This is a genomic window from Marimonas arenosa, from assembly GCF_030848945.1.
GTDB lineage: Bacteria > Pseudomonadota > Alphaproteobacteria > Rhodobacterales > Rhodobacteraceae > Marimonas > Marimonas arenosa.
On the sequence record NZ_JANHAX010000001.1, the window covers coordinates 834,163 to 850,198 of the forward strand.

Genomic DNA, 16,036 nt, shown 5'->3' on the forward strand with positions numbered 1-16,036 from the left:
AACACTTCCCCCGGAGGCAGCCCCGCTTGAATCTCCCGCCGCCCTCGGCCGGCCGGGCGGCAAACGTCGCAAACAGGCCATGACAGAGGTCGCAAATGGTCAAGCCCCCGGCCCCGCCCCGCGCCACGCTGATCCCGAAAGGGGCCCGCCATGACCGAGCACTACCGCGATGTCCGCAAGATCGACCCGACCCGCGGGCCGACCCTCGGCGACGGGACTCCCAACGACGCCAACCGGATCGAAATCGGCCCCACTCAGCTGGCCTTCCGAGAATGGGAAGCGGCGGGACTCGCCCTGCCCGATCTTGCTGCCATGCGCAATTTCCGCTGGACCCGTCTCACCCAGGCCATCCAGGATCGCAGCTACGGCGGCCTGTTGATGTTCGATCCCCTCAACATCCGCTACGCCACCGACTCCACCAACATGCAGCTGTGGAACACCCACAACCCGTTCCGCGCCGTGCTGCTCTGTGCCGACGGCTACATGGTGATCTGGGACTACAAAAACTCGCCGTTTCTCAGCACCTTCAACCCGCTGGTGCGGGAACAGCGCGCCGGCGCCGACCTGTTCTATTTCGACCGCGGCGACAAGGTCGACGTCGCAGCCGACGTGTTCTCCAACGAGGTCCGGATCCTGATCGAACAGCATGGCGGCAACATCAAGCGCCTGGCCGTCGACAAGGTCATGCTGCACGGGCTGCGCGCGCTCGAAGCCCAGGGTTTCGAGGTCATGGAAGGCGAGGAGGTCACCGAGAAAACCCGCGCCATCAAGGGCCCCGACGAGATCAAGGCGATGCGCTGCTCGATCCTGTCCTGCGAGAAATCCATGGCCGAGATGGAACATTTTGCCTACGAAAACGTGCCGCTGGGCCAGACCTCGGAAGACGACATCTGGGCCGAACTGCACGCCTCGAACATCCGCCGCGGCGGCGAATGGATCGAAACCCGGTTGCTGTCATCCGGGCCGCGCACCAACCCCTGGTTCCAGGAATGCGGCCCTCGCATCGTGCAGAACAATGAAATCGTCGCCTATGACACCGACCTGATCGGCCCCTACGGGATCTGCACCGATATCTCGCGCACCTTCTGGATCGGCGACCGCAAACCCGGCAATTCGATGATCTACGCCATGCGCCATGCGCATGAACACATCATGACCAACATGGAGATGCTGCGCCCCGGCGTCACCATCCCCGAACTCACCGCCAACTGCCACCGGCTTGACGACAAGTTCCAGAAACAGAAATACGGCTGCCTGATGCACGGCGTCGGACTCTGCGATGAATGGCCGCTCGTGGCCTATCCCGAGAAAGCCGTCGCGGGCGCCTTCGACTACGCGCTGGAGCCCGGCATGGTGCTCTGCGTCGAGGCGCTGGTCGGCGAGGAGGGCGGCGCGTTCTCGATCAAGCTCGAAGACCAGGTGCTGATCACCGAACACGGCTACGAGAACCTCACCACCTATCCATTCGATCCGGCGCTGATGGGGGAAGCATGACGGACCGGCCGTTGGGATTGGGCCGTCACTGACAAAACCCACCGTAGGGCGGGCTTCAGCCCGCCTTCTTGGCGCGCCCGGGCGAGCACGCACCATACCACCAAAAGACGGGTTACGACGCGCGGTTCCCCACTCGCCGCGCCATCTCGCGCAGATGCCGCAGATCGGTTCCACAACAGCCGCCGATAACCGACAGGCTTGGATAGGCCTCAACCAGCCGTGCGACCTCGGCGCCCAGTTCCTCCGGATCACCGTCATCAAGCTCGGTCGCGTCATCGAGCTCGGCATGCGAACAGCGCGAGGCATTCACCACGATCCCCTGCAGCCGCGGATTGCCGGTCAGGACATGGGAAAAATGGTCGGGATGCGCACAATTGACCATGAAATAGGCGGCCCCCGCGTCAGTCAACGCATCAATCTCTGCAATCGCCTCTTCCAGCTTCTGCCCGTTGTCCAGACGCCCGTCGGTTTCCACCACCAAGGACAGCGCCACCGGCACGTCAAAGTCACCCGCCGCCAGAACCACGCCGGCCGCTTCCTCAACCTGATTGAACGTATAGGCATTCACCAGATCGATCCCCGTGTCGCTGACCGCCCCGATCTGGGCCCGGTGATACTCCCTTGCAGCTTCAACCGTCATCGGTTCCAGCTGGGCGTAAGCATCCCGCGACGGCCCGACACAGAGCGCCAACAGCACATCGTCATCCTCGGCGTACTCGTCCTGCAAGCCGCGCATCATGGCAACGGCCGTGCGGTTCAACGCTGCCAGGCGCTCTTCGTCATACCCCAGCGGCGCGGCACGGTCCCGGTTCGCCATCCATGTCAGCGTGTCGATGATACAGCCCGTGCCCGCCTGTTTCGCAACCTTAATCAGGTCGCGCATTTGATCCACGACGATCGGGCGTGCGTCCGGGTCTTCGTTCAGCGGGAAAGAGGCAAAGCCGGGCAGATCGACACCGCGGTTGAAGATCAGGTCGGTGCCGGTTGCTGCAAAAACAAGGAATTTTCGGTCGGTCTGATGTGGCAGCGGGCGTTTCATCTGATCCGTGGTCGTTGTTTTGTCGATGTAAGCCTATCACGAAGCCGGACCTGCGTGAATGCGTGCGGTGCGGCGATACATGACCGGTATGGAACATCATCGCACATCAGCCTCACACCCCCGTCATCGCCCCGTAACCCACCTTGAACTCGGCACGCTCCTCCCCCACCCTCTCGTCAACGCAAGAGGACTCGCCCATGCCCACCCAGAAGATCACCTTCACCGGCCATAACGGCCTCGAACTCGCCGCCCGGCTCGATCTGCCGCACGGCCCGCACCTGGCCACCGCGCTGTTCGCCCATTGCTTTACCTGTTCCAAAGACATCCCCGCCGCCCGCCGCATCGCCCAGCGGCTGGCGGCGGCCGGCATCGCCGTGCTGCGCTTCGACTTCACCGGCCTGGGGCATTCCGAAGGCGAGTTTGCCAACACCTCGTTTGCAACCAATCTCGAAGACCTGCGCGCCGCCGCGACCTGGCTGGAGGGCGAAGGCATGGCTCCCGACATGCTGATCGGTCACTCGCTCGGGGGCGCCGCGGTGCTGCGCGTCGCGGCCGAGATGCCCTCGACCCGCGCCGTGGTCACCATCGGCGCACCGTACGATCCGGCGCATGTCACCCAGCATTTCTCGGACGAGATCGAGACCATCTGCCGCGAGGGCGAGGCCCGCGTCGTCCTCGGCGATCGCCCCTTCGTGATCAAACGTCAGTTCATCGAGGACATCGCCGCCCAGCATCTCGAAGAGGCGGTGCCGAACCTGCACCGCGCCCTGCTGGTGCTGCATGCCCCGCGCGACACCATCGTCGGCATCGAGAACGCCGCCGATATCTTCATGGCCGCCAAGCACCCGAAAAGCTTCGTCACCCTCGACAAGGCCGATCACCTGATCAGTGACCCGGCCGATGCCGAATACGCCGCCGGCGTGATCGCCGCCTGGGCCGCGCACTATCTCGATCTCTCGCCGCCCGCCCCGCCGCCGGGCACCCCCGAGGGCATCACCCGCGTCTCCGAAGCCGATCCCAAGGGCTTTTTGCAGGACATCGCTTCAGGCCCGTTCCACCACGCACTGGCCGACGAACCCGAGGCCTATGGCGGCACCAACCGCGGCATGTCGCCCTACGGTTTCGTCTCGGCGGGGTTGGGCGCCTGTACCTCGATGACCATTCGCATGTATGCCCGCCGTAAAGGCTGGCCACTCGACCATGTCAGCGTCGACGTCAGCCATGCCAAGGTCCATGCCCAGGATGCCGAGGCCGGCTCGCGCGACAAGATCGACGAATTCCGCCGCGAAATCACCCTGACCGGTCCACTCACGGACGAGCAGCGCGCCCGGCTCCTGGAGATCGCCGACAAATGCCCGGTCCACCGCACGCTCGAACGCTCCTCCGAAATCGTCACGGTGCTGGCCGATCAGACGGCCTCGTAGCCGATCAGACGACCTCCTGGGCGGTTGCCCGCCCCCTGCGGCATCTGTGCCTTTCCTTTTCCCGGCGCAATCGCCTAAAACCCGCCGCATGAGCGAACAGAACCAAGACCACTGGGATTTCTACTTCGGCCGCGTCGATGGCAAGCCGTCGACCACCTTCCTCAACCTGTCGCTGGCCCAGCGCGCGCCAGTGCAGGGCTTCACCGACTGTGTCTACGTCTCGGTCAAGATGCAGGCGCCCAAGCCCAACGGCCTCTCCAGCAAGGAGGAGTTCGAGGCGCTCGCCGCGCTCGAGGATGACCTCGCCCGGGTGATCGACACCCAGGGCGGCATCTTTGCCGGCCGCGTCACTCATGCCGGGCTGCGCGATTTCTTCGCCTATTTCCGCGACGGCGGCGCGGCGAAAAAGGCGCTGCTCGACTTCCAACAGCGCCATGCCGGCTATGCCATGGAAATCGGCGCCCGCACCGATCTCGATTGGGAGGTCTATCGCGGCTACCTCTACCCCGCGCCCTCGGCGTTCCAGCAGATCCGCAACCGCGCCCAGCTGATGCAACTGCAGGCGCAGGGCGATGACCTCGGCAAGCGCCGCCGGATCGACCATCTCGCCACCATGCCCAGTCGCGAAGCGGCCGAGGCGTTTGCCGAGGCCGCCGGCGCAGAAGGGTTCCAACTCGACGAAATCACCGACGAGGGCGACGTCGCCCGCGTCCGGTTCTGGCGCGAGGATGCGCCGCACGGCATCGATCTCGTCACCGACATGATCGTCGGCGCTCTGGATGGCGCGGTCGGGCGCTATGACGGCTGGGATTGCCCGGTCGCCAAGACGTAGACCGGGGATCACCGCGGCCCACTTCCGCTCGGGCTCTTTCGAGCACCTATCGCGCGTCCAGCAGGTTGAACCTGAAATGGAGCTTCATCTCGCCATCCAGCGCCGCGCCGCCCTCGTCCAGCGCGGGAAAGTGCCACTGAAAATCCGAGGTGTTCACCTGCAGTTCGCCCAGATAGGGCATGGTCTCATAGCCTTTGCCTTGGGGCAGAAACAAAGTCGTATGGACCTCTTCGGGCCCAGCCCGATACACCACGCGCTTCAGCCATATCCGCGCGCCGGCCTGCCGGGTGCCGGCCAGACTCTCTAGGCTCTCGTGAAAGACGACCGCATGGTCCGGCGTCCGGCCCTGAACCGCCAGATATCCGCCGCGGACCATGAAAACCGCATCCGACAGGCATCCGGCGATCCGACCTTCCACGGCAACCTGTCCCGGCGGGCCATAAAATCTTGAAGGCCAGGTCAAAGTTGACGCCCAGCCGGGTCCTGTCCCCGGACTTGCGCACAGGCACACCGCCCTTCATGACCCGTACCTTGGGGCGGCGCGCTTCGCCAGGGAAACTGCTGCTCACCCTGATGCCCTTGTCGTTTTGCACGGCAAGCTCAAGCGTGACCGGATCGGTCCCTTCGGCACAGGCCGTTGCCGCGTGCGCGGCGGTATCGCGCGTCACGACAGCCACGCCGCCCGAGGCTTGCACCCGCGCCGTTTGCGCCCAGCCTGTCACCGGAAGCACCCCGAACCCGGCGGCCAGGAAACAACCCGTCCTTAACAAACACATCCACTCGTCCTCGTCACGAAAACCCGCTAGGGTTGTTAGCCCTCAATTGGGCCGATATTTTGACAACAAGAAACGGGCCGAAACGCGCCCGGCCCGCTCCTTGGATTCGATGCTCTCGCGGCGTCAGCGCCGCGCGATCTTCCACGCCAGCGGCATCACCATCGCCGCCAGCGCCAGCTTCAGCGCATCGCCGGGCAGGAAGTTGATCATGCCCATCTGCAGCACCCACCCCAGCCCCTTGTCGCCAGCGAACAGCCAGCTCATCCAGGCCAGCCCGAAGCCGTAGATCACCGCGTTGCCCAGCGCCATCGCCGCGCCCATGCGCAACACCGAGCGGTCCCAGCCGCGCCGCGCCAGCGCCGCCATCAGCGCCATCGCCGCCACGAAGCCGGCAAGATAGCCTGCCGTCGGCCCCGCCATATAGGCCAGCCCGGCGCTGTCCCCGGCGAAAACCGCCCAGCCAGCCGCGCCCAGCGCAAGATAGCCGAGGATCGTCATCAGGCTCAGCCGCAGACCATAGGCGGCGCCGATGACCAGCACGGCGAAGGTCTGCATCGTCACCGGCACCGGCCACGTCAGCACCCGGATCTTCGATGCCAGAACCAGAGCGGCGATCCCGACTGCAACCAGAATCACGTCTTTTGCACGCGCGGCATGACCGCGCCGGACACCGAAACCCTCCACCAGGTAAGGTTGTTGCTTCGCAAGGGCCAATGTCTTATCCTCCTTGGATTTTTGTTGTTTGCGGGCACTGTCTGCACCAGTAAAAACGCCCCCGCAACCCGAAAGCCGCAGCGCAGCATCGCTGCCGTCTGCAACGTCAATCTGCCGCGCCTGCCGCCCTTGCCGGACTGGGTCCAAGGGTCTATCACCCGCAGCAGACGCAACCCGAGAAAGAGCTGCCCACATGATCCCCCGCTATTCCCGTCCCGACATGGTCGCCATCTGGTCGCCGGAAACGAAATTCCGCATCTGGTACGAGATCGAGGCGCATGCCTGCGACGCCCAGGCCGATCTGGGGGTGATCCCGCGCGAAAACGCCGAAGCCGTGTGGAAGGCCAGGGATGTCGAGTTCGACGTCGCCCGCATCGACGAGATCGAAGCGGTGACCAAGCATGACGTCATCGCCTTCCTCACCCACCTGGCCGAGATCATCGGCAGCGACGAAGCCCGCTTCGTGCACCAGGGAATGACAAGCTCGGACGTGCTCGACACCACCTTCAACGTCCAGCTGGTCCGCGCCGCCGATATCCTGATCGCCGATCTCGAAGGCCTGCTTGCCGCATTGAAGCGCCGCGCCTACGAACACAAGAATACCGTTCGCATCGGCCGCAGCCACGGCATCCATGCCGAACCCACCACCATGGGCCTGACCTTCGCTCGTTTCTATGCCGAGATGGACCGCAACCTCAGCCGCATGCGCGACGCGCGGGCCGAGATCGCCACCGGCGCCATCTCCGGCGCCGTCGGCACGTTTGCCAATATCGATCCGGCGGTCGAAGAACATGTCTGCGAGAAGATGGGCCTGGTACCCGAGCCAATTTCCACGCAGGTCATCCCGCGCGACCGCCACGCCGCGTTTTTCGCCACGCTGGGGGTGATTGCCTCCTCGATCGAGAACATCGCCATCGAGATCCGCCACATGCAGCGCACCGAGGTGCTGGAGGCCGAGGAGTTCTTCTCCAAAGGCCAGAAGGGCAGCTCGGCCATGCCGCACAAACGCAACCCGGTGCTGACCGAAAACCTCACCGGCCTCGCCCGCCTGGTGCGCATGGCCGTCGTGCCGGCGATGGAGAACGTGGCCCTCTGGCACGAGCGCGACATCTCGCACAGCTCGGTCGAGCGCAACATCGGCCCCGATACCACCATCACCCTCGATTTCGCCCTCGTCCGCCTCACCGGCGTGATCGACAAGCTGGTGGTCTACCCGGAGAACATGCTCGCCAACATGAACAAGTTCCGCGGCCTGGTGATGAGCCAGCGCGTGCTGCTGGCTCTCACCCAGGCCGGCGTCAGCCGCGAGGACGCCTACCGCCTGGTGCAGCGCAACGCCATGAAGGTCTGGGAACAAGGCAAGGACTTCAAGGAAGAACTGCTGAACGACCCCGAGGTCACCGCCGCGCTCGGCCCTGACGAGATCGAAGAAAAATTCGACCTCGGCTATCACACCAAGCATGTCGACACGATCTTCGAGCGCGTCTTCCACGACTGAGGGCCCGCTCACCTTTTCGTGATCGATTGCGCCGGGCTTTCGTGTTAAGGTGGAACCATCCAGTCACGAAAGGAAGCACCATGAAGACGAAACTTGCCGTTCTCATGCTCAGCCTTGCCCCGTCGTTAGCGATGGCTTGCCCCGCCAAGGAACAGCAGGCGATGTCCTGCGCCGAAGGCACGGTATATGATGACGCCACGGGAAGCTGCGTGCCGCAGGCGTCGAGCTGATCCGGCTGCTTTCAATTGCCTCGACAGGCCCGGGGGACGCCTCCCGGGCCTTTTCTTTTCAGCACTTCTTTACCCTTGCCGGGCTATGTTGCCGCCGCATCCGAAGGTGACGACAGGAGCCGAGACTTGCGACAGCTTGCCCAACTTTCGCCGCCCGCCGCCGCGCCGGCCCCGGGCCGGCTCGACCGCCGCCACAAGGCCGCGATCATCGTGCGGTTCCTGCTGCAGGAAGGCGCCGACGTGCCGCTTTGCGACCTGCCTGATGCGATGCAGACCGAGCTGACCCAACTGATGGGGTCGATGCGCTATGTCGACCGCGACACGCTGGAACAGGTCGTGGGCGAGTTCGCCGACGAACTCGAACGCATGGGGCTGACCTTCCCGCGCGGCCTCGCAGGTGCGCTCTCCGCGCTCGACGGTAAGATCTCGCCCCAGACCGCCGCGCGCCTTCGGAAAGAGGCCGGCGTGCGCCGCTCGGGCGATCCCTGGGCCTTCATCCGCGAGCTCGAGACCGATAGGCTGGTGGCGGTGATCGAACGCGAAAGCACCGAGGTCTCGGCCGTGCTGCTCTCCAAACTGCCGGTGCCTAAGGCGGCGGAACTGCTGGGCCGGATCCCGGGCGAAAAGGCCCGCCGCATTACCTATGCCGTTTCGCTCACCGAATCCGTCACACCCGAGGCAGTCGACCGCATCGGCCTGTCGCTGGCCGCCCAGTTGGAAACGCAGCCGCTGCGCGCCTTCGATGAAGGCCCCGACGAACGCCTGGGCTCGATTCTCAACATCACCGAGGCCGCCAAGCGCGACGAGGTGCTGACCGGGCTCGACGAGGACGACGCCGATTTCTCGCAGCGGGTGCGCAAGGCGATCTTCACCTTCCAGCATATCGCCACCCGTATCGGCCCGCTCGATGTGCCCAAGATCGCGCGCGACGCCGACCCCACAACGCTGACCACCGCCATCGCCTATGCGCTCGGTTCCGAGGACGAGAGCCTGAAAGCCTCGGTCGAGTTCCTTTTCGCCAACATATCCAAACGCATGGCCGACAACATGCGCGAAGAGGCGCTGGACTCGGGCAAGATCAAATCGAAAGACGGCGAAGCCGCGATGAACGCCGTCGTCACCACCATCCGCGAACTGCAACAGAGCGGAGAGATCACCTTCATCGATCCCGACGAGGAGGAGGAGGACTGACGCCGGCCGGGGTCGAACGGCGCACCGTCCGGGTTTGGCCTGGCGCGGTCGTTCACGCTGTCGGGAGTTCCCGGCCCGGCTTGGTTCGTGAATGACAGCCCCGGGCCAGAAGCCGCCCCTCTGCCCCGGCAATCCCGCAGGACAGCAAACACCGTGTTCTGGCACGTGCCCCCCTGGCACCCGATATCCCCACTGGACAGCCCCCCAGCTCCGCCCTAACCTTCCGCCATGAGCGACACACCCAAGGATTTCGACGGCCGCCGCTGGCATGACATGGGCGGACAGCCTGCCGGCCCGGTCAAGCCGGCCGAACACGATTTCGCGCTTTGGGAAAAGCGCGTCGACGCCCTGCAGGTACTGATGAGTTCCAAGGGCTATTTCACCGTCGATGGCCTGCGCCGCGCGCTCGAAGACATGGGCGAGGACGCCTACGAGAAATACTCCTACTACGAGCGCTGGATCGCCGCCGTGAACCAGAACCTGATCGAGGCCGGTCTCTACACGCTGGAAGAGCTGGGCGCCAAGATGGGAGAGGTCAAAACCCGTGGCGGCACTTATGGAGACGCCAGTGCATAAGGCTCCGTTTCACAAAGTCCGCGTCAAGACCATGATGCCCCCTGGCCATATTCGCACCCCGGCCTATCTCCGCGGCAAGGTCGGCGTGATCGAACGCCCCCTCGGCGAATTCGGGAACCCCGAACTGCTTGCCTATGGCCATCAGGGTCCGAAAAAACCGCTCTACCGCGTCCGTTTCACCATGGCAGAAGTCTGGGGCCCGGGCGCCGAGACTCCCACCGACACGCTCGATGCCGAAATTTTCGAACACTGGCTCGAGCCGGTCGAGTGAAGGACCTGCCCGATGCCGCATGACCACCATGACCACGACCATTTCCACCACGACGGCATGTCGCCCTCGGGCCATCCCTACCGTGCCGACAACGATACGCCTCTGACCTACTGGCAGACGATGGAAATCGCCGTCCGCGAGATCCTGATCGAAAAGGGCATCACCACGCCCGAAGAAATCGCCCGCCAGATCGACGAGATGGACGCACGCTCGCCGGCCAACGGCGCCGCGGTGGTGGCCCGCGCCTGGGTTGACCCCGCCTTCAAAACACGCCTGCTCGACGACGCCTCCGCGGCCAGCGCCGAGATGGGATTCGACATCGGCGGGCTGCGCCTCATTGCGGTCGAGAACACCGACGAGGTGCACAACATGATCGTCTGCACGCTCTGTTCCTGCTACCCGCGCAATCTGCTGGGCCTGCCGCCCGACTGGTACAAGACCCGCGCCTACCGCTCCCGTGCCGTAAAAGAACCCCGTAAAGTACTTGAAGAATTCGGCGTAACCATTCCCGACCAAGTAAAAATCCGGGTTCACGACAGCACTGCCGATATGCGCTATATCGTTTTGCCCGCGCGCCCCGCGGGCACCGGCAGCATGGGCGAGGCCGAGCTCGCCCGGCTTGTCACCCGCGACAGCATGATCGGCACCGGACTGCCGAAAACCCCGTAAATGCGCGCACTTTCCCCCAAGACCACGGCGATCCTGCTGATGATCGCCGCCATTTTCATGTTCTCTTCGATGGACGCGCTGGCCAAGCTGCTGGCCGGGCGGATCGGCACCATGCCCACGCTCTGGGCCCGCTATCTCGGTCAGACGCTGGTGGTCTTCGTCCTCGTGGCCCCGCGGTTGCACAGCGTGCTGCGCACCCGATATCCACGCCTGCAACTGGCGCGCAGCGTCTACCTGATGTGCGCCACCATCCTGTTTTTCTTTGGTATCTCCAATATCGGCCTGGCCGAGGCGGCGGCGATCATGTCGACCAATCCGTTGTTCATCACGCTGGGCGCGGCGGTGTTCCTAGGCGAACGCTTCGGCATCCGCCGCGCTGTCGCAATCCTTGCCGCCTGCATCGGCGCCTTTCTCGTCATCCGCCCCGGGGCCGAGGTGTTCACGCCGTTCTCCCTGCTGCCGCTGGGCGCGGCAATCTGCTATTCCGCCTATGCGCTGACCACCCGCTTCGTCGGCCGCGACGAGGACGCCTGGACATCGCTCTTTTACACCGCGCTGTTCGGCGCCGTCGTGCTCTCGGCCATGGTGCCGTTCTTCTGGCACCCGCTCTCGGGTCAGGACCTTGTGATCATGCTCGGGATCGCGCTGTGCGGCACCGCCGGCCAACTGGCCCTGATCCGCGCCCTGATGGCGGGTGAAGCCGGCATGCTGGCGCCGTTTGCCTATTTCGGGCTGCTGTTTTCCACCTTTTACGGCGCCACGATCTTCGGCGCCTACCCCGACCGCTTCACCATCCTCGGCGCCGCGATCATCGCCGGCGCCGGGATCTACGTCTGGTATCGCGAAACCGTGGTGAAACCGGCCTAGGCCCGCCACGCCGTCGAAAGCCGCCGCCATGTTGCCCGAAAGACGCAGCGCAAGCTGCTGACAAACAACAACAATACACCCCAACCCACCGGCGCGGCTCCAGCCGCCGGGTGCTGCCACGTTTTCGCCTTATTTGCTCCTTAAGGACGTCAAGGAAGGAAGGCACAAGCCATTCCAAACAAAAAAACTTAAGGCAGGAACCAGTCCAGTGGAAGCCAGCAAAGTGGTGCCCGTTTCCCTTTTGCGCGAATTGCGCGCCTGCCGAGTCGTCTCGGCTGTTGCGGCGCCACGCCCCGACCAATCCCGGCACCAGACCCCGCCCCGCCCAATCAGACAGAGCGCACTCGCCATCGCCGTGACCGCCCCGCGGCCGCTGAGCTTCGTTGTCTGGCTCGGCAAGGGCTGAGGGCCATGCGCAACCACCTCCTGCCATTCTGCCTTCTGCTCGTCGGCTGCGTGCCCGGCGCGATTCCCGATCAGGCCACCCGGGCGGCCCAGCCCGAAAACGTCAGCACGCTGCCGCCAATCAAGACCTTTTCGACGCCAAGGCCTGCCCGGCCGCAACGCTCGAACGCCGATATCGCCCGCGATTTCCTCGAACTGGCCTTCCGGCTGGAATCGGGTCGCGACCTGCCGGTCTTCACCCGCTTCGATCAGCCGATCACCATCCGCGTCACCGGCGCCGCCCCGGCGACCCTGATGCCCGACCTCAACAGGCTGGTGTATCGCCTCACCACAGAAGCCGGGCTCAACGTCTCGCTCACCACGTCGCCTCAGGCCAACATCACCGTGCAAGCAGTGACCCGGGCACAGATCCGCAAGAACCTGCCGCACGCCGCCTGCTTCGTGGTACCCAACATCACCGACCTGTCGCAATACCGCGCCGCGCGACGCACGGCCCGGGCCAACTGGGGCCTGCTGCGCAAGCGCGAACAGATGGCGGTCTTCGTGCCTTCCGATGCCTCGCCGCAGGAGGTCCGCGACTGCCTGCACGAGGAACTGGCCCAGGCGATTGGGCCGCTTAACGATCTTTATCGCCTGCCGGATTCGGTCTTCAACGATGACAACGTCCACACCGTGCTGACCGGCTTCGACATGCTGATCCTCAAGGCCTATTACGCCCCCGAACTGCGGAACGGCATGACCTATCGCCAGGTCGCCGCGCGCCTACCCGGCATCCTGGCGCGGCTCAACCCGGCCGGCGAGGCCGCGCCCACCCGCCGCCCGGCCGAGACCCCGCGCAACTGGATCAACGCCGTGCAAACCGCGCTCGGCCCCGGCGCCAGCCACGGTCAGCGGCTCGGCGCCGCGCGCCAGGCGCTCGGTATCGCCCAGTCGCTCGGCTGGCAGGACCACCGCCGCGCTTTCGCGCATTACGCCATGGGCCGGCTGCTGGCCGCCGCCGACCCCGACGCGGCGCTCGGGCATTTCCAGGCCGCCGACCGCTTCTACGCCAATTCGCACCACACGGCGCTGCACCGTGCCTATGTCACCTCGCAGCTCGCGGCCCATGCGCTGACCCAGGGCGACGGTCGGCGCGTGCTGGCCTACACCAACCGTGCCATCCCCGTCGCCTCGAGCCACGAGAACGCCGCGCTCCTGTCGACGCTGATGCTGCTCCAGGCCGAAGCACTCGAATTGACCGGCCGCGCCTCCGAGGCCGCCCATGTCCGGCTGGACAGTCTGGGCTGGGCACGCTACGGATTCGGCGCGGATTGGGCGGTGCGCGCGAAAATGCGCGAAATCGGTGCACTCAACCCGCTGAAAGGCAAACGCGGGTAATCACATGGTCTGGATCGGGGCTGCTCTGGGGGTGCTGTTCGGCATCTGGCAGGCGAAAAAGAGCAAAGGCAAGCCGCTGGACATGGCGCAATACGGCGCCGTCTACGGCATCCTTTTCGCCCTCATCGCCCTGATCGTCAATGTCGCGATCATCCGCCAGACCGGCGGGTGAACCCATGTTCCTGCCCTTCTTCGAATCCCTGCGCAAGGAAGGCATCCCGGTCAGTCTGCGGGAATACCTGACCTTTCTCGAAGCCATGGGCACCGGGCTCGTCACCTACGAGATCGAGGGGTTCTACTACCTCGCCCGCGCCGCGATGGTGAAGGACGAGCGCAACCTCGACAAGTTCGACCGCGCCTTCGCCGCCGCCTTTAAGGGCTTCGACGAGATTTCCATCTCCGACGTGCTGGAGGCAGTGAACATTCCCGGCGACTGGCTCGAGAAGCTGGCAGAGAAACACCTGAGCCCCGAGGAGATGGAGGAAATCAAGGCGCTCGGCGGCTTCGACAAGCTGATGGAGACGCTGAAAAAACGCCTCGAGGAACAGCAAGGCCGCCACCAGGGCGGCAACAAGTGGATCGGCACCGCCGGCACCTCACCGTTCGGCGCTTATGGCTACAACCCCGAAGGCGTGCGCATCGGCCAGAAGGAAAGCCGCCACCAGCGCGCCACCAAGGTCTGGGACAAGCGTGAATTCAAAAACTTGGACGGCGATGTTGAACTTGGCACCCGGAACATCAAGGTGGCGCTCAAACGCCTGCGCCGCTGGGCCCGCGACGGCGCCGAGGACGAGCTGGATCTCGATGGCACCATCCGCGCCACCGCCGAGCACGGCTATCTCGACGTCAAGACCCGCCCCGAACGGCGCAATGCGGTCAAGGTTCTGCTGTTCCTCGATGTCGGCGGCTCGATGGACCCGCATGTCAAGGTGGTCGAGGAACTGTTCTCGGCCGCCAAGACCGAGTTCAAGCACCTGGAATACTACTATTTCCACAACTGCCTCTATGAAGGCGTGTGGCGCGACAACCGCCGCCGCTGGGATGCGCAGACGCCGACCTGGGACGTGCTGCATACCTATGGGCCGGACTACAAATGTATCTTCGTCGGCGATGCCAGCATGTCGCCCTACGAGATCGCCTATCCCGGCGGCGCCAACGAGCACTGGAACGCCGAGCCGGGCCAGCTCTGGCTGCAGCGCGCCCGCGAGCAATGGCCGCAACACATGTGGATCAACCCGGTGCCGGAGAAATATTGGGGCTACACCCACTCGATCGGCATGGTCAAAGAGATTTTCGAGAACCGCATGGTGCCGATGACCTTGAAGGGGATTGAGGAAGGCATGCGCGAACTGTCGCGCTGAGCCCCGCACCCGTCACAGGTTCAAATGGAAACGGGGACGGTTTGGGCTTCTTGCTGCCGTTGGTCGAAAATGTCACGAAGGTCTGGTTCTAAGCCCGTTGCAGAAGTGTTAGATTTTCGCTGCGCGCGCTCGCGGAAGAAAGATGCTGCCGACGCGTAAGTTCGAGTGCCGCCATGCAGCGAAAAATCCGGCCGTTGGTGCAAGACGCTGCGAACCCGGAAACTCGTACGACCAGGTCGCGGGAGGTTCCGAGCCTATGCCACCACAGAGGATGCACGTGCGGTAAATCAATACCGGCGTCCGCGCCAGAATGGCCTCGGCGCGGGCGATCAGATCTGGGTTTGGTCTGGATGAGTGATCTCCAGAAATTCCATGAACCGAAAACGGGTCTTCGACACGGAGGAAATAGGTACCATCGCGTTTAGTCAGGGGCAGGTTGGTCAAGTCCATGTTCGCCGCGCCGGGGTTAGCCACATGGATGACCTTGGCGGCGACGGGCTCAAAGGCGGCATAGAAGTGGTTCATGGATTTGATGATCAGCGCGCGCATCGCGGTGATGTCGATACCAAGATCGGTGAAGAGCGTCGGGTTGAAACATCGGGTGCGGATGGAATTGATCACCAGATCCACGCCGTCTGCCTCAACCCAGACCGCATCCCCGATCGCCCATTCGCTGCCAACCAGACGCTGGGTCATAGCCCCCTTGATGCCGCGCACGGTGACGGGCAGATTGCGTGTCTCAGGCGTCAGCGCCGTGTGGATCGAAACAACATTCGGCCCGGCGACCAGCTTGTCCAGGTCGGGGTGGAAAATGGCCCCTGTCGTCGCCGCGGCGCCCTCCCGGCGGGTCCGGTTCCAGTACCGGACTTCCGGTCGAATCCGCGCGCGCGTCGGGCCACCGCCTGTGCGATGGCACCAAACCCCACGAGGCCCAGGCCCTTGCCATGCACACGCATGCCCAAAGGCGGGGCCACGCCAGCGGCGGTCCAGTTGCCGCCGCGCAGGAACCGCTCACCCTCCCCCACGCGCCTGCAGGCCGCGAGGATCAGGGCAAAGGCCAAGTCGGCGGTGTCCTCGGTCGCCACCGGCGTGTTCGACACGGCGATCCCCCGCTCTCGTGCTGCGGCAAGATCGATATTGTCGATGCCGACGCCGATATTGGCGATGAGGCGCACACTGACCGGCATTGCGGCGATGGCCTCGGCTTGCAACGGGTCCAGAGAAGTCGTGCAATGTACCTGCGTGCCGCCTGGGATGCCTGATATTGCCCCGTGACGGGTTGGAATCTGACCCGCTAGCCTGCTGCCTCGAT

General features: G+C 64.6%; 18 protein-coding genes. 13 read left to right on the forward strand and 5 right to left on the reverse strand.

Annotated features, from left to right (window positions below):
* Positions 1-150 precede the first annotated feature (150 nt).
* A complete protein-coding gene (dddP, locus tag NO357_RS04070; RefSeq protein WP_306734327.1) occupies positions 151-1,494 on the forward strand; it encodes a dimethylsulfonioproprionate lyase DddP in 1,344 nt (447 codons plus the stop codon).
* Between the two features lie 112 nt (positions 1,495-1,606).
* Here the strand turns inward: dddP and NO357_RS04075 are convergent, their stop codons facing one another.
* The gene (locus NO357_RS04075) at positions 1,607-2,533 is read right to left on the reverse strand and encodes a homocysteine S-methyltransferase family protein (protein ID WP_306734328.1); all 927 of its coding nucleotides are present in this window, start codon (positions 2,531-2,533) and stop codon (positions 1,607-1,609) included.
* A gap of 197 nt (positions 2,534-2,730) precedes the next feature.
* On the opposite strand from NO357_RS04075, the gene NO357_RS04080 reads away from it, so the two are divergent.
* Complete coding sequence (locus NO357_RS04080) at positions 2,731-3,957, forward strand: bifunctional alpha/beta hydrolase/OsmC family protein (RefSeq protein ID WP_306734329.1); 1,227 nt, start codon at positions 2,731-2,733, stop codon at positions 3,955-3,957.
* An 88-nt stretch (positions 3,958-4,045) separates the two neighbouring features.
* Positions 4,046-4,789: a DUF695 domain-containing protein gene (locus NO357_RS04085; protein ID WP_306734330.1), complete on the forward strand. Its 744-nt coding sequence runs from the start codon at positions 4,046-4,048 to the stop codon at positions 4,787-4,789.
* A gap of 46 nt (positions 4,790-4,835) precedes the next feature.
* Here the strand turns inward: NO357_RS04085 and NO357_RS04090 are convergent, their stop codons facing one another.
* Entirely contained in the window at positions 4,836-5,207 is a 372-nt protein-coding gene (locus NO357_RS04090; protein WP_306734331.1) for a hypothetical protein, read from the reverse strand.
* A 481-nt stretch (positions 5,208-5,688) separates the two neighbouring features.
* Positions 5,689-6,279: a biotin transporter BioY gene (locus NO357_RS04095; RefSeq protein WP_306734332.1), complete on the reverse strand. Its 591-nt coding sequence runs from the start codon at positions 6,277-6,279 to the stop codon at positions 5,689-5,691.
* 193 nt (positions 6,280-6,472) lie between these two features.
* Between NO357_RS04095 and purB the strand changes: the two genes are divergently transcribed.
* The 10 genes from purB to NO357_RS04145 all read left to right on the forward strand — a co-directional run bounded on the left by purB (position 6,473) and on the right by NO357_RS04145 (position 14,724).
* Entirely contained in the window at positions 6,473-7,777 is a 1,305-nt protein-coding gene (gene purB, locus NO357_RS04100; protein ID WP_306734333.1) for an adenylosuccinate lyase, read from the forward strand.
* An 80-nt stretch (positions 7,778-7,857) separates the two neighbouring features.
* Positions 7,858-8,007 carry a carbohydrate-binding module family 14 protein gene (locus tag NO357_RS04105; protein WP_306734334.1) on the forward strand — a complete coding sequence of 50 codons (150 nt, stop codon included), beginning with the start codon at positions 7,858-7,860 and terminating at the stop codon, positions 8,005-8,007.
* 126 nt (positions 8,008-8,133) lie between these two features.
* A complete protein-coding gene (locus NO357_RS04110; protein WP_306734335.1) occupies positions 8,134-9,198 on the forward strand; it encodes a flagellar motor switch protein FliG in 1,065 nt (354 codons plus the stop codon).
* A 273-nt stretch (positions 9,199-9,471) separates the two neighbouring features.
* The gene (locus NO357_RS04115; RefSeq protein WP_306734766.1) at positions 9,472-9,774 is read left to right on the forward strand and encodes an SH3-like domain-containing protein; all 303 of its coding nucleotides are present in this window, start codon (positions 9,472-9,474) and stop codon (positions 9,772-9,774) included.
* On the forward strand, positions 9,767-10,045 hold the full coding sequence (locus tag NO357_RS04120) for an SH3-like domain-containing protein (protein WP_306734336.1): 279 nt from the start codon (positions 9,767-9,769) through the stop codon (positions 10,043-10,045). The genes NO357_RS04115 and NO357_RS04120 overlap by 8 nt, the downstream gene beginning before the upstream one ends.
* A gap of 12 nt (positions 10,046-10,057) precedes the next feature.
* Positions 10,058-10,714 carry a nitrile hydratase subunit alpha gene (nthA, locus tag NO357_RS04125; RefSeq protein WP_306734337.1) on the forward strand — a complete coding sequence of 219 codons (657 nt, stop codon included), beginning with the start codon at positions 10,058-10,060 and terminating at the stop codon, positions 10,712-10,714.
* Entirely contained in the window at positions 10,715-11,581 is an 867-nt protein-coding gene (locus NO357_RS04130) for a DMT family transporter (RefSeq protein ID WP_306734338.1), read from the forward strand.
* 411 nt (positions 11,582-11,992) lie between these two features.
* Positions 11,993-13,363, forward strand: a complete 1,371-nt coding sequence (locus NO357_RS04135) for a DUF2927 domain-containing protein (protein WP_306734339.1) — start codon at positions 11,993-11,995, stop codon at positions 13,361-13,363.
* Positions 13,364-13,367: 4 nt separating this feature from the next.
* Positions 13,368-13,535 carry a hypothetical protein gene (locus NO357_RS04140; protein ID WP_306734340.1) on the forward strand — a complete coding sequence of 56 codons (168 nt, stop codon included), beginning with the start codon at positions 13,368-13,370 and terminating at the stop codon, positions 13,533-13,535.
* Positions 13,536-13,539: 4 nt separating this feature from the next.
* Entirely contained in the window at positions 13,540-14,724 is a 1,185-nt protein-coding gene (locus NO357_RS04145) for a vWA domain-containing protein (RefSeq protein ID WP_306734341.1), read from the forward strand.
* A gap of 108 nt (positions 14,725-14,832) precedes the next feature.
* On the opposite strand, the gene NO357_RS04150 is transcribed toward NO357_RS04145, so the two are convergent.
* On the reverse strand, positions 14,833-15,537 hold the full coding sequence (locus NO357_RS04150) for an MlrC C-terminal domain-containing protein (RefSeq protein WP_512699419.1): 705 nt from the start codon (positions 15,535-15,537) through the stop codon (positions 14,833-14,835).
* Positions 15,471-16,010, reverse strand: a complete 540-nt coding sequence (locus NO357_RS04155) for an NAD(P)-dependent oxidoreductase (protein WP_306734767.1) — start codon at positions 16,008-16,010, stop codon at positions 15,471-15,473. Before NO357_RS04155 ends, NO357_RS04150 begins: the two co-directional genes overlap by 67 nt.
* Positions 16,011-16,036: the final 26 nt, after the last annotated feature.